Source organism: Xanthomonas sp. 3498 (assembly GCF_014199795.1).
GTDB classification, from domain to species: Bacteria; Pseudomonadota; Gammaproteobacteria; order Xanthomonadales; family Xanthomonadaceae; genus Xanthomonas_A; species Xanthomonas_A rydalmerensis.
Window position 1 is genome coordinate 1214199 of the sequence record NZ_JACHOH010000001.1, and the last position, 13363, is coordinate 1227561.

At 68.2% G+C, this 13363-nt stretch carries 13 protein-coding genes; 3 read left to right on the forward strand and 10 right to left on the reverse strand.

The features are described 5' to 3' along the window. Positions 1–7: 7 nt before the first annotated feature. On the reverse strand, positions 8–1156 hold the full coding sequence (locus tag GGR66_RS04840) for a hypothetical protein (protein ID WP_160968800.1): 1149 nt from the start codon (positions 1154–1156) through the stop codon (positions 8–10). A gap of 238 nt (positions 1157–1394) precedes the next feature. On the opposite strand from GGR66_RS04840, the gene GGR66_RS04845 reads away from it, so the two are divergent. Beyond that, entirely contained in the window at positions 1395–2390 is a 996-nt protein-coding gene (locus tag GGR66_RS04845; RefSeq protein ID WP_184447401.1) for a bile acid:sodium symporter family protein, read from the forward strand. 203 nt (positions 2391–2593) lie between these two features. After that, positions 2594–4180 carry a thioredoxin family protein gene (locus tag GGR66_RS04850; RefSeq protein ID WP_184447402.1) on the forward strand — a complete coding sequence of 529 codons (1587 nt, stop codon included), beginning with the start codon at positions 2594–2596 and terminating at the stop codon, positions 4178–4180. A 189-nt stretch (positions 4181–4369) separates the two neighbouring features. On the opposite strand, the gene GGR66_RS04855 is transcribed toward GGR66_RS04850, so the two are convergent. The 5 genes from GGR66_RS04855 to GGR66_RS04875 form a co-directional block, all read right to left on the reverse strand. After that, on the reverse strand, positions 4370–6106 hold the full coding sequence (locus GGR66_RS04855) for a PAS domain-containing methyl-accepting chemotaxis protein (RefSeq protein ID WP_184447403.1): 1737 nt from the start codon (positions 6104–6106) through the stop codon (positions 4370–4372). Positions 6107–6194: 88 nt separating this feature from the next. After that, positions 6195–7088: a heme o synthase gene (cyoE, locus tag GGR66_RS04860; protein WP_160968808.1), complete on the reverse strand. Its 894-nt coding sequence runs from the start codon at positions 7086–7088 to the stop codon at positions 6195–6197. After that, on the reverse strand, positions 7085–8248 hold the full coding sequence (locus GGR66_RS04865) for a COX15/CtaA family protein (protein ID WP_184447404.1): 1164 nt from the start codon (positions 8246–8248) through the stop codon (positions 7085–7087). Before GGR66_RS04865 ends, cyoE begins: the two co-directional genes overlap by 4 nt. A 10-nt stretch (positions 8249–8258) precedes the next feature. Continuing rightward, a complete protein-coding gene (locus tag GGR66_RS04870) occupies positions 8259–8834 on the reverse strand; it encodes a hypothetical protein (RefSeq protein ID WP_184447405.1) in 576 nt (191 codons plus the stop codon). 27 nt (positions 8835–8861) lie between these two features. Continuing rightward, positions 8862–9620, reverse strand: a complete 759-nt coding sequence (locus tag GGR66_RS04875) for an SURF1 family protein (protein WP_184447406.1) — start codon at positions 9618–9620, stop codon at positions 8862–8864. 30 nt (positions 9621–9650) lie between these two features. Between GGR66_RS04875 and GGR66_RS04880 the strand changes: the two genes are divergently transcribed. Next, on the forward strand, positions 9651–9869 hold the full coding sequence (locus GGR66_RS04880; protein ID WP_010341612.1) for a twin transmembrane helix small protein: 219 nt from the start codon (positions 9651–9653) through the stop codon (positions 9867–9869). A gap of 264 nt (positions 9870–10133) precedes the next feature. On the opposite strand, the gene GGR66_RS04885 is transcribed toward GGR66_RS04880, so the two are convergent. From GGR66_RS04885 to ctaD, 4 genes are read right to left on the reverse strand one after another with little or no spacing between them, the layout of a single operon-like run. Continuing rightward, positions 10134–11015: a cytochrome c oxidase subunit 3 gene (locus tag GGR66_RS04885; RefSeq protein WP_184447407.1), complete on the reverse strand. Its 882-nt coding sequence runs from the start codon at positions 11013–11015 to the stop codon at positions 10134–10136. A gap of 19 nt (positions 11016–11034) precedes the next feature. Beyond that, positions 11035–11625 (reverse strand): cytochrome c oxidase assembly protein, encoded by a 591-nt coding sequence (locus GGR66_RS04890; protein WP_160968820.1) that lies wholly within the window; start codon positions 11623–11625, stop codon positions 11035–11037. Then, positions 11622–11753 carry a hypothetical protein gene (locus tag GGR66_RS21135; protein ID WP_255347926.1) on the reverse strand — a complete coding sequence of 44 codons (132 nt, stop codon included), beginning with the start codon at positions 11751–11753 and terminating at the stop codon, positions 11622–11624. Before GGR66_RS21135 ends, GGR66_RS04890 begins: the two co-directional genes overlap by 4 nt. Beyond that, positions 11753–13363, reverse strand: coding sequence for a cytochrome c oxidase subunit I (ctaD, locus tag GGR66_RS04895; protein WP_160968822.1), 1611 nt, complete (start codon positions 13361–13363; stop codon positions 11753–11755). The genes GGR66_RS21135 and ctaD overlap by 1 nt, the downstream gene beginning before the upstream one ends.

Consider the following 13363-nt stretch of genomic DNA (forward strand, 5'->3'; position numbering starts at 1 on the left):
GCGGTGCCTAGGACTGCGCCGTCGACGCGCGCACATCCGCGTCGAGCCGCGTCAGCAGGGCGTACAGCTCCGCATCTGCGTCCAAGTCTGCCGTTTGCCGCTCATGCGCTGGCGGCACCACCGGGATGAGGCGATTCGCGATCAATGCGGAATACGCGGTCGTATGCTGGTTTTTCGCTTGCTCCAGGAATTGAAAGGCGCTGGTCGGGATGCCTGCCAACGTGCCGATAAGCTGCTGGTTGACGATCTGGGTGTAAGCGATACCGGAAGAGAGCGACTTTCTTTTCGCGTTGTCCACGGCAAGATCGATCGTCACGAACGACTTGTTGTCGTAGATCGTCTTGATCTGCTCCAACATCGTCGTGTTCCAGGCGTGCGGCACCACGTCGTACGAATTCCACAGATCGCGATTCCACACTTGATAGGTGTTGCCGGTGGTTGGCGGCAGCGTCGATTTGCACAGCCCCGCAAAGGCGGCATTGCCCGGCGTTGCGCCCGCAGTGGGATAGCAGTACACCGCCTTGCAGGCGTCCAGCCGATGGGTGCTCTTGAACCAAGTGGCCATGGTCGGCGACAGTGCGCCGCCCAGGCTATGCCCGGCGAAAATCACGCTTGCGCCACTGCTCGCCACCTTTTTCAGATACGCGTCCAGCGTGGCGCCCGGCGACACGCCGGAAGGCGGACTCACCATGTTGAGCAGATGCCAGACGCCCAGCGCCGTACCCATCGAGATGACCGTGCTTTTTTCCGTCGGATTCAGCAGTTGCGCCGGCGGCGTACTCGCAGTGGGATCGTAAGTCGCGAAGTCGACTACGCTGGCGACATCGAAGTCCTCCATCATCCAGTCGTAGGAAGAAAGCGGATTGGTCGCGGCGATCGCCACGACATACACGTCCCCGGCCAAGTCGCCCACATTGCTCGCCTTGGCCACGAACATGGCATTGTCCGAGCGATCGGACTTCTCCCCCTGCCAGACCTGCGGCCCCCACACCAATTCCCAGGTACCGATCGCCGCCTGTGCAGGCGGCGAGGCCAGCGTCGCAACCAGGACCTTCTGATACTCGGCCTGCAGTGCTTGCGCGGTGCCGGTCTGCGTGCTGACCCAATTGGCCAGCGTCGAAAGCGCGAAAACGGTCTGATACTGATCGTATTGCATGTGCGTGCTCCTGATCCCTGGAGAAGCGGGAGGCGCTGGCGCATGTGCAACGCGCAGCGTGCCCGATGCGCTCCCCCAACCGGTCGGGCGAAGGCAATCTAGCAAGCTGCCGATACGCGCATTCGACCAAAGCCGCCGGCACCGCAACATGTCTGCGAGTTGTCTACGCGGTGCGTCGGGATTCGCGTGCGGGCGCCATGCTTCCTAAAATGCACATTCCCGCCGCTCGACTCCCCCCATGATCAAGTCCTGGCTCGCGCGCCTGCGCATCGAACCGTTCACCCTGGCGCTGCTGTGCACGGTGCTGCTCGCCTCGCTGCTGCCGGTGCAGGGACGCGCGGCGTCGGTGATGGACGTAGTCACCGATCTGGCGATCGCCGCGTTGTTCTTCCTGCATGGCGCACGGCTGTCGCGTGAGGCCATCGTCGCCGGCGCGCTGCACTGGCGCCTGCACCTGACCATCTTCGCCGCCACCTTCATCCTGTTCCCGCTGCTGGGCCTGCTGTTCAAGCCGCTGTCGCACTGGCTGCTGACCCCGGACCTGTACATCGGCGTGCTGTTCCTGTGCACGCTGCCGTCCACGGTGCAGTCGTCGATCGCCTTCACCTCGATGGCCGGCGGCAACGTGCCGGCGGCGGTGTGCAGCGCCTCGCTGTCGAGCCTGCTCGGGGTGTTCCTGACGCCGCTGCTGATGGGCGTGCTGAGCGACGCACAGAGCGCCATTGCCAATCCGCTGGAGGCGATGGGCAAGATCATGCTGCAACTGCTGGTGCCGTTCGTCGCCGGCCACCTGCTGCAGCGCTGGATCGGCGGCTGGGTCGAGCGCCGCCGTGCGGTGCTGCGCTACACCGACCAGAGCACCATCCTGCTGGTGGTGTACACCGCGTTCAGCGCGGCGGTGGTCGAAGGCCTGTGGCACAAGACGCCGCTGCCGGCACTGCTCGGCGTCGCCGTGGTCGGCGCGGTGCTGCTGGCGCTGGCGATGACGTTGATCACCTTCGGCGCGCGGCGCCTGGGCTTTTCGCGCGAGGACGAGATCCCGATCGTGTTCTGCGGCTCCAAGAAGAGCTTGGCCACCGGCGTGCCGATGGCCAAGGTGCTGTTCGCCAGCGGCAGCCTCGGCGCGATCGTGCTGCCGGTGATGATCTACCACCAGATCCAGCTGATCGTCTGCGCGGTGATCGCGCAACGCTACGCGCGCGCGGCCAAGGCGGAAGCGGAAGCGCAGCACTAGCCAACTGCGGACAGCAGCCGGGCGGTGCGGAGGCCATGGCCGCGCAGCGCGCCGACCGCGGGAGAGCCACCTCTCCGCCGCGGCAACACCGCGCATGGCGGCATATGCAGATGCACAGCCGGCATGTGCAAGCGCGGCATGGGCTGCGTACAGTGGACGGCCGGCACGGCCGGTGCCGTGCTCCCTTCCCATCCGGTGCCCCCATGAGCCGCATGCTTCGCCGTTGCGCGACGATTTCCGCCAGCCTGGCCACGCTGCTGGCGCTCGGCGCCTGCCAGAAACCGCCCGCGCCTGCTGCGCCCAAGGCCGCCGCACCGGCGCCTGCCGCCGACAGCGCCGGCATCGCCTGGCGCGAGGGCGACGTCGACGATGCCTTCGCCGAAGCGCGCGAACACAACAAACCGGTGCTGCTGTACTGGGGCGCCGCCTGGTGCCCACCCTGCAATCGGCTCAAGGCCACGCTGTTCAAGGACCCGGCGTTCATCGCCCGCACCCGCGCCTTCGTCGCGGTGCACCTGGACGGCGATTCGGAGGGTGCGCAGGCCTGGGGCGAACGCTTCGGCATCAAGGGCTATCCGACCATCATCGTGTTGCGCCCGGACCGCAGCGAGATCACCCGCCTGGCCGGCGACAGCGACACCGTGCGCCTGGCCGAGGCCCTGCGCGTGGCCGCGACCCGCACCGCCACCTCGGCGCAGTTGCTGCAGCAGGCGCTGAAGGCACCGGCCACGCTCAGCGCCGACGACTGGACCTTGCTCGGCGAATACGGCTGGGCAGTGGATGCGGCGCAGTTGGTCAAGCCGGGGCAGGCGGCCGACGTGCTCACGCGTCTGGCCGCAGCGGCACCACAGCCGGCCTTGCAACGCCGTTTCGCATTGCTCGCGCTGGCCGCGCAGGATCCGGCCAAGGCCGCCAGCGTGGACGCCAAGCATCGCGCCGCCGATCGCGCCCTGCTGCGGGCGGTGCTGGCCGATCCGGCCGAGGTGCGCGCCAACCGCAGCACGCTCACCTATGCCGCGCGCGACCTGGTGCAGGCCGCGGCCGGCGACGCCGCCGAACGCAGCGCGCTGTCGAGTGCGCTGACCCATGCACTGGACCAGGTCTACGCCGACAGCAGCCTGCCGATCAGCGACCGCCTGGACACCGCCGCCGCGGACATCGCCCTGGCGCGCTTGGCGCAAGGCCAGCCGGCCGAGGCCGGCGATGGCCCGAAGAAGCCGCTGCCGCCCGCGGTGGTCGCCAAGGTGCAGCAGCGCGTGCAATGGGCCGAGCAGGCCGCCAAGACCGACTACGAACGCCAGTCCACGATCAGCAGCGCCGCCGCGTTGCTCGACGCCGCCGGCGACAGCGCGGGCGCCGAGCAACTGCTGCTGGCCGAACTCCAGCGCAGCAAGACCCCCTACTACTACATGCCGGAACTGGCCAGCCTGGCCCAGGCGCGCGGCGACAAGCAAACGGCGCTGTTCTGGCTGAAGAAGGCCTACGAGAGCGCCGAAGGCCCCGCCACCCGCGTGCAATGGGGCGTGCTCTACGTCGATGGGCTGATCCGGCTGCAGCCGGACAATGCGGCCGCGATCGAGGCGGCTGCCGGACAGGTCATTGGGGAACTCGCCGGCCAGCCCGACGGCTATCACCAGCGCACCCGGCAGCGCTTCGACACCCTGGCCAAGACCCTGCAGGCCTGGAGCAAGGGCCACGACGGCAGCGCGGTGCTCGCGCGGCTGCAGCACAAGATGCAGCAAAGCTGCGGCAGCCAGGCGCGCGACAGTTGCCAGCATTGGCTGGGATGAAGACATAAGGCGCGTCACGCGCGACGCGCAGTGCAACGCGCCATCGGCAACGCCGGCGCGCTGCACTGCCGCCCCCTCATGCGTTCCGGTCCACCGCGTCGCCACGGCGCGATTGCCCGCGCCGCACGACGAATTGCATGCCGCGCGCAGCGGCGCGCAACCACGCGCCGTGCGCTCAGCGGCTCCCGATCAGGCCGCCACGCGTGCCGGCGCCACCGCGTGACCGGCGCCCTGGCTGCCGGCGCGGCGGCCACTGCTGGTATGCGCGTTCAGGCCTTGCGCCTGCCCTTCCAGCGCGCGCGCGGCCTCGGCCATCTTTTCGACCAGTGCCGCGTTCTGCTGCGTGGCGGTGTCCATCTGCACGACGATCTGATTGACCTGGCCGATACCGGCGCTCTGTTCGCGGCTGGCCCCGGCGATGTCGGTCATGATGCGCTGCACCTCGCGCACCGAGCCGAGCAGTTCTTCCATCGTTGCGCCGGCGCGCGCGACCAGCGCCGAACCGCGATCGACCTGCTCGCTGGAACCGGCGATCAGGCCACGCACTTCCTTGGCCGCATCGGCACAGCGCTGAGCCAGGCTGCGCACTTCGGTGGCGACCACGGCGAAGCCGCGGCCCTGCTCGCCGGCGCGCGCCGCTTCCACCGCCGCGTTCAGGGCGAGGATGTTGGTCTGGAAGGCGATGCCGTCGATGACGCTGATGATGTCGGCGATCTTGCGCGACGCGCTCTCGATGCCGGCCATGGTCTGGACCACGTCGCGCACCACGTCGCCACCGCGCTGGGCGACGTCGGTGGCGCCATCGACCAGACGGTTGGCGTGGCCGACGTGCTCGACGTTGCGCTGCACGGTGCCGGTGATCTCTTCCATCGAACTGGCGGCCTCTTCCAGCGCCGCGGCCTGCTGCTCGGTGCGCCGGGCCAGGTCGCTGTTGTCGTCGACCATTTCCGCTGCCGCCGTCTGCAGGGTATGCGCGGCCTCGCCGAGCTGGCGCGCGGCATGGATGTCCAGCAAGGCGCCGACCGCGCGCAGCGGGGTGCCGTCGGCGGCGCGCTTGGTCAGGCCGCGCGCGCGGAACCAGCGGTACTCGCCGTTCTTCATGCGCAGCCGGTATTCGATGTCGAAGCCGGTGCGGCCGGTGCGGTCGTTGAGGTGCGCGGCGAAGGCGTTGAGCGCGAACTGCGCGTCCTCCGGGTGCAGGCGCGAAGACCAGCTGTCGAGCACGTTGGGGAACTCGGCCTCGGAAGCGAAGCCCAGCAGCGAACGGAACTGCGCCGACCACCAGAACTCGTTGGACGGATTGATCGGATCGCCGGCGATCACGCTCATGTCCCACAGGCCGTCGTTGAGCATGTCCGCGCCCAGTTCGAAGCGGGTCAGGACCACGTCCAGGAACGCCTCGCGCTCGCGCCGCTCGGTGATGTCGGTGAGCGCGCCGGCCACCCGCAGCGGCGAGCCCTGGGCGTCGCGCTGGGTGGTGCCGAGCGCGCGGAACCAGCGGTACTGGCCGTTCTTCAGCTGCAGCCGGTACTCCACGTCGTACGGGGTCTTGCCGCTGCGGTCGGCCAAATGCACGGCGAACGCGTCCAGCGTGGCCTGCTTGTCCTCCGGGTGCAGGCGCGAGGCCCAGCTGTCGAGCACGTTGGGGAAGTCGAGCTCGGAGGAGAAACCCAGCATCGCGCGGAACTGCGACGACCACCAGAATTCGTTGGCCGGGTTGATCGGATCGCCGGCGATCACGCTCATCTCCCACAGGCCGTCGGTGGTCGCGGAGGTGACCAGGTCGAAACGACCACGCAGAGCGTCCAGATCGGTGCCAGCGCTATCGGCCTGCGCCCGCGCGCGGTCACGCTCGGCCTCGGCCTCGCGCAAGCGCTCACTCAATGCCTGTAGCTTGGCCGCTTGTTGCTTGCTCTTGCCCCACATACACGTCTCCGCGGCTTTGCCGATTCTGGTCAATCGCTCGGTAACGACCGCGAGCGGCAACACTTGAGCGGAGAACTGAACGCGCGGTTCAGGCGATCCAGTGATCGACCAGCAGGAACGCGAACAACGCCATCAGGTACACGATGGAATAGCCGAACATGCGCATCGAGAACATCTCGTCCGGCGGGTCGAGCATGCGCCAGGCGTACCAGAGGAACACCGCGTCCAGCACCAGAGTGCCGCCGAGGTAGAACACCCCGCTCATGCCCACCGCCACCGGCAGCAGCGTCACCACCACCAACAGCACCGTGTACACCAGGATCTGCCGGCGGGTATGGGCCACGCCGTGGGTGACCGGGAGCATCGGGATCGACGCCTTGGCGTAGTCGGCGCGGCGGAAGATCGCCAGCGCCCAGAAGTGCGGCGGCGTCCATACGAAGATGATCAGCACCAGCAGCGAAGCGTAGGCCCAGTCCCACTGGCCCTGCATGCCGGTGATCGCGGCCCAGCCCAGCAGCGGCGGCGCCGCGCCGGCCAGGCCGCCGATGACGATGTTCTGCGGCGTGGTGCGCTTGAGGAACACGGTGTAGATCACCGCATAGCCGATCAGCGAGGCGAAGGTCAGCACCGCGGTGATCAGGTTGACCCACACCACCAGCACGGTCATCGACAGCGCGGTGAGCAGGGTGGCGAACAGCAGCACCTGCCACGGCAGCACCTTGCCCACCACCAGCGGACGCCAGGAGGTGCGCGCCATCTGCGCGTCGATGCGTGCGTCCAGCAGCTGGTTGATCGCTGCCGCGGCCGAAGCCGCCAGCCAGATGCCGAAGAAGCCGAGCAGGCCGGTGCGCACCTGCGCCCAGGTCGGCAGCCCCGGGATGGCCAGGCACATGCCGACCAGGGCGGTGAACACGATCAGCGCCACCACCTTGGGCTTGGTCAGGTCCCAATAGTCGCGCCAGTGCACGCGGTGCGCGCTCATTGCGGCGCCCGCAATCGCGCCAGCAGCGACACCAGCACGAACAGCAACGCCACCGCGCCGGCGTTGTGCAGCACCGCCACCGGCAGGGGCAGCGCCAGCTTGACGTTGAGGATGCCCAGGCACACCTGCGCGACCAGCAGCAACGCCAGCGCCGCGGCCCAGCCGCGCATGCCCGGCGTGCGGCTCAGGCGCCAGCTCAGCCACAGCAAGTACGCCGCCACCACCATCGCCATCATCCGGTGCGCCATCTGGATGGCGATGCGCGCCGCGCCGTCGAGCACGCCGCCTTCGTAGTCCACGCCGATGCCGCGCCACAGGGTGAAGCCCTCGCGGAAATCGTGTGGCGGCCACCACTGGCTGACGCAGCGCGGGAAGTTGTCGGCCGACCAGCTGCCGCCGCCGCAAGCCAGCGCCGCGTAGTTGGCGCTGACCCAGCCGCCCAGCGCGATCTGCAGCACCAGCACCGCCACGCCCAGGCGCAGCAGCCACTTCAGCCGCGGCGCATCGGCCAGGGTGATCGGCAGGTGGGTGGCGCGCCAGGCCATCCACACCAGCAGCGAGAACATCAGCAGGCCGCCCAGCAGGTGCCCCATCACCACGATCGGCTTGAGCAGCAGGGTCACCGTCCACATGCCCAGCAAGGCCTGGAAGATCACCACCGACAGGGTCAGCACCGCCGCGCGGGCCAGGTCGTCGTTGGACCAGCGCAGCGCCGCCAGCAGCAGAATCGCCTCGCCGCCGACCGCCGCCAGCATCGCCAGCCCCGGCCAGCCGGACATGTACAGCGGGATCGACAGCGCCACCAGCGCCGCCGCCGTGACGATCTGGGCGATGCCGAGCCGGCGCCGCCGTGCCGCCAGCAGCGACAGCACCAGCACTTCCACGCCCAGCGCGCCGGCCAAGAAGCGGTGGATCTGCTCGCGCCAGGCCTTGTGCGTCTCCAGCGGCCGGATCTTGCTGGCGGCGTGGGTGTCGGCTTCGGCGCTGGTCTGCGGCCAGGTGATGCGCCCGTAGCAGGTCGGCCAGTCGGGGCAGCTCATGCCCGCATCGGACAGGCGCACGAACGAACCGAACATGATGGTGCTGGCGGTGAACAGCGCCGCCAGCCAGGCCATGCGGTGGAAATGCCGGAACAGCGCCGGGCGCGCGAACAGGGTCATAGGGAGCGGCTCACAGGAGTTTCAGCAGTTTCGCCAGGTCCGCACGCAGCCCGGCCGGGTCGAACCCGGGGGCATAGCGCAGCACCACGAAACCGTTCGGATCGATGACATAGACCGGCACCCCGGCCGCATCGCGCACCCGCGGCAGCGCCGCCAGCAGCGCCGGGTCCGCGCGCAGCGCCTGCACCGGCGGCAGGGCCCGGGCGGCGGCCGGCGGCGTGCCGATCCACAGGATCTGCACGTGGTCGGCATCGTGGCCGAACAGCTGCCAGACCTTGTCCAGGTCGCGCGCCAGCGCATCGCAGGCGCTGCCGCAGTCCGCCGGCGGCGCCAGCGCGATGCGCCACAGCCGCCGCTGCGGTTCCCAGGCATAGACGCGGCCATCGGCCAGCCGTGGCTGCAGCGCGCGCAGGTCGGCCGGCGGCTGCAGCAATTCGCCATGATTGCGGGCGGCCGCCGGCTTCCAGCCGGAAAAGCGCAACACGCCGGCGACCAGCATCGAGCCGAAGAACAGGGCGAACAACACGATCAGCGGCCAGCGGCCGCGGGCGGCCGCCTGGCGCGGGGCCGGGGTGGGAGCATTCATGCCGGGGATTTTCTCATGCGCGCGCGCTCAGCGCCCGCCCCGTCCCCTGCGCGCACGCCAGCTGAGCAGCGCCGCGGTGACCAGCACCGCCAGCGCCAGGCCGAACCATTGCACCGCGTAACCCAAGTGGCGCTCGGGCGGCAGCGTGTTCGGCAGCAGGTCCAGGTCGCGCGGATAGCCAAGCGGCAGGGCCGGATCCAGGCGCAGCACCTGCGACAAAATGTCGCGGCGGCCGAGCGCGGTCCCGATCGCCGCGGGCTCGATGCGCATCGCCAGCCAGCGCTGCGGCGACGGCGCCGCGACCAGGGCCGGGCCCAGGGTCAGTCCATGCGATGGTGCCGGCCCGAGCAGGCCGACCAGCGTGTAGCGGCCCTGCAGTGGCGCCGGCTCGGGCAGCGCGCGGTCGGCCGGCAGCGGCAACCAGCCCAGTTCCACCAGCAGCGGCGCCGCGGCGCCGTCGGCCAGGAACGGCTGGTACACCTTCACTCCGCTGCGGCCCTGCCGCAGTTGGTTGTCGAGCAGGATCTGCCCGGGCAGGAAACGGCCGGCACCATGCACCCAGCGCAACTGTCCCGGCAGCGTCGCGCGCAGCGCATCGGCCAGCGCCTGCGGGTGGTCGCGCACGTGCGCCGCCTGCGCCAGCAGCGCCTGTTTCTCGTGCATGCGCTGCAACTGCCAGCGGCCGAGCATGCAAAAGCACACCGCCACCGCCAGCGCGACGCTCCAGCCCAGCCACAACGGCATGCGTCGGCGCGTGCCCATGCGCGAGGCAGCGGCGAGGGTCATAATGCGGACACACCATGTGCCGAGACGCCCATGAACGACTCGCTGAAGACTTTGCTGATCGTCGCGTTCCTGCTTCTCATCCTGTGGAACCTGGGCGCCGGCCTGTACTACCTATTGGTGGACCGCGGCCAGAGCAAGCGCACGGTGAACGCGTTGACCTGGCGCATCGGCCTCTCGGTGTGCCTGATCCTGCTGGTGATCCTGGGCATCTATACCGGAGTGATCAAGCCGCATGGGCTCGGGCGGTAGACGTTGCTTTCGGGATTCGGGATTCGGGATTCGGGATTCGGGATTCGGGATTCGGGATGGCAGCATGCGTATGCACCGGCACTTTGCAAGCACGCGATCAGTCAAAGCGCCTACGAGGTGGATTCCTCGTAGGAGCGGCTTCAGCCGCGACGCCTTACCGGTGACGTATCGCGGCTAAAGCCGCTCCTACAAACGCCATTACCTGGAACGCCGGCACCCACGGGATCCAACGAATCCCCAATCCCGACTCCCCAATCCCCGCCCTCAAAGCACATAGACGAACAAGAACAGCGCCAGCCACACCACGTCGACGAAGTGCCAGTACCACGCCGCCGCTTCGAAGGCGAAATGGTTGTCCCGGCTGAAGTGGCCGCGGCTGATCCGCAGCAGCATCACCAGCAGCATGATCGTGCCCAGCAGCACGTGCGCACCGTGGAAGCCGGTGAGCATGAAGAAGGTCGAGCCGTAGATGCCCGAGCCCAGGGTCAGGTTGAGCTCCTTGTAGGCATGCATGTACTCCTCGGCCTGGAAGTACAGGAAGGTGCAGCCGAGCAGCACGGTCAACGCCTGGAACACCATCAGCCGGGTGCGCTGGCCGGCCTTGAGCGCGTGGTGCGCGATGGTCAGGGTCACGCCGGAGCTGAGCAGGATCAGCGTGTTGATCAGCGGCAGGCCCCACGCCGGGATGGTCTGGAACTGGCCACCGACGCCGCCCGGGCCATTGGTCGGCCAGGCCGCCGAGTAGCCGTCCCACAGCAGCGCGTTGGTCATCACCCCGTCGCCCTCGCCGCCCAGCCACGGCAGGATGAAGGTGCGGGTATAGAACAACGCACCGAAGAAGGCGCCGAAGAACATCACCTCGGAGAAGATGAACCACACCATCCCCATGCGGAACGACACGTCGACCTGGCGGTTGTAGTGTCCGGCGATCGACTCGCGGATCACGTCGCCGAACCACATGAACAGCGTCGCCACCAGCATCGCGATGCCGGTGAAGAAGGTCCACTTGCCCCAGGACGCGTCGTTGAGCCAACTGGCCACGCCGATCATGGTCACGAACATCGCGATCGAGCCGATGAACGGCCAGCGGCTCTGGCTGGGCACGTAGTAGGCGTTGGCGGTGGCGTCGGTGCTGGGCTGGGCCATGGCAGGCATTCCGGTCGGGTCAGGGAGCCGCGCGCGCGGAACCGGCCAGTTTCGGCGATCCCAGTTCCGCGCTCAGCGCATCGTTCTTGTAGAAGGTGTAGGAAAGGGTGATGGTGGAGATATCGCTGGGCAGGTTGGGGTCGACGATGAAGCGCACCGGCATGTCGCGCTTCTCGCCGGCCTGCAGGGTCTGCGCGGTGAAGCAGAAGCACTCGGTCTTGGTGAAGTAGCCCGAAGCGCGTGCCGGTGCCACCGACGGCACCGCGCTGCCGACGATGGCGTGCGCGCCGTCGTTGTGCGCGTAGTACAGCGCCTCGTTGAGTTCGCCCGGCACCACCTGCATGGTCAGCTGCTCCGGATGGAACGACCAAGGCAGCTTGGAGTTCACGCCGCCATCGAACTGCACCGTCACCGTGCGCTTGCCCGCCAGCGGCTTGCCGGCCTGCGGGCCCTCGCCGGGGCCGCGCTCCAGGCGCACGCCGAACACTTTCTCGCAAGCGATGCGGTACAGCGGCACCAGCGAGAAGGTCAGCACGAACACCGCCAGCGCAACGCCGACCAGCTTGAACAGCCCGGCACTGCTGTGCACCTGCGGCGCTGGCGCGTTCATCGGCCCAGCACCCCCGAGAGGATGAAGCCGACGTAGATCGCCAGCGCCACCACGCCGACCACCAGCGCGGTGCGCGCCGCACGCTTGCGGCGCAGGACCAGGTCGTCGAGCGGCGGTTGCGCGGTCATCAGTGGCTGATGTCGTCGTGGGCCAGGTCGCCGGGCTTGAGCACCGGCGGCAGGGTGAAGGTGTGCGCCGGCGCTGGCGACGGCACCGTCCACTCCAGGCCGCGCGCACCTTCCCAGGAGCGCGCTTCGGCGCGTGCGCCGCTGCGCAGCGACGCTAGCAGGATGCCGGCCATCAGGAACGGGGTGACGAACATGCCGAACGCACCGATCGAGCTGACCAGGTTCCAGTCGGCGAACACCACGTTGTAGTCGGGAATGCGCCGCGGCATGCCGGCCAGGCCGAGGAAGTGCTGCGGGAAGAACAGCAGGTTGACGAACACCATCGTCCACCAGAAGTGGAACTTGGCCCAGGCCTCGTTGTACATGCGCCCGGTCCACTTCGGCCACCAGTAGTACACCGCCGCGATCAGCGCGAACACCGCGCCGGTGACCAGCACGTAGTGGAAGTGCGCGACCACGAAGTAGGTGTCGTGATACTGGAAGTCGGCCGGCACGATCGCCAGCATCAGCCCGGAGAAACCGCCGATGGTGAACAGGATGACGAAGGCGATGGACCACAGCATCGGCGACTCGAAGGTCATCGAGCCCTGCCACATGGTGCTGACCCAGTTGAACACCTTCACCCCGGTGGGGATGGAGATCAGCATCGTGGCGAACATGAAGTAGATCTCGCCGCCCAACGGCATGCCCACGGTGAACATGTGGTGCGCCCAGACGATGAAGCTCAGGAACGCGATCGCGGCGATCGCGTAGACCATCGCCTGGTAGCCGAACAGCGGCTTGCGGCTGAAGGTCGGGATGATTTCGCTGATCACGCCGAACGCCGGCAGGATCATGATGTAGACCTCGGGATGCCCGAAGAACCAGAAGATGTGCTGGTACATCACCGGGTCGCCGCCACCGGCGGCATTGAAGAACGAGGTACCGAAGAACTTGTCGGTGAGCAGCATGGTCACCGCGCCGGCCAGCACCGGCATCACTGCGATCAGCAGGAACGCGGTGATCAGCCAGGCCCAGCAGAAGATCGGCATCTTCAGCAGGTCGATGCCTGGCGCGCGCATGTTGAGCACGGTGGCGATGATGTTGATCGCGCCCATGATCGAACTGATGCCGGCGACGTGGATGGCGAACACCGAGAAGGCCACGTTGTAGCCGCCCTGCAGCATCAACGGCGGATACATGGTCCAGCCGCCGGCCGGCGCACCGCCGGGCAGGAACAGGGTCAGCAGCAGCAGGGTGAAGGCCACCGGCAGCAGCCAGAACGACCAGTTGTTCATGCGCGGCAGCGCCATGTCCGGCGCGCCGATCTGCAGCGGGATCATCCAGTTGGCCAGGCCGACGAAGGCCGGCATCACCCCGCCGAAGATCATCACCAGCGCGTGCACGGTGGTCATCTGGTTGAAGAACTCGGGCTTGACGAACTGCAGGCCCGGCTGCGCCAGTTCGGCGCGGATCACCACGCTCATCGCCGCACCGATGACGAACATGGTGAAGCTGAAGAGCAGGTACAGCGTGCCGATGTCCTTGTGGTTGGTGGAGAACAACCAACGCTCGACGAAGCTCTGCTGATGCCCGTGCTCGTCGTGGTGATCGACTGCCGAATGGGCCAT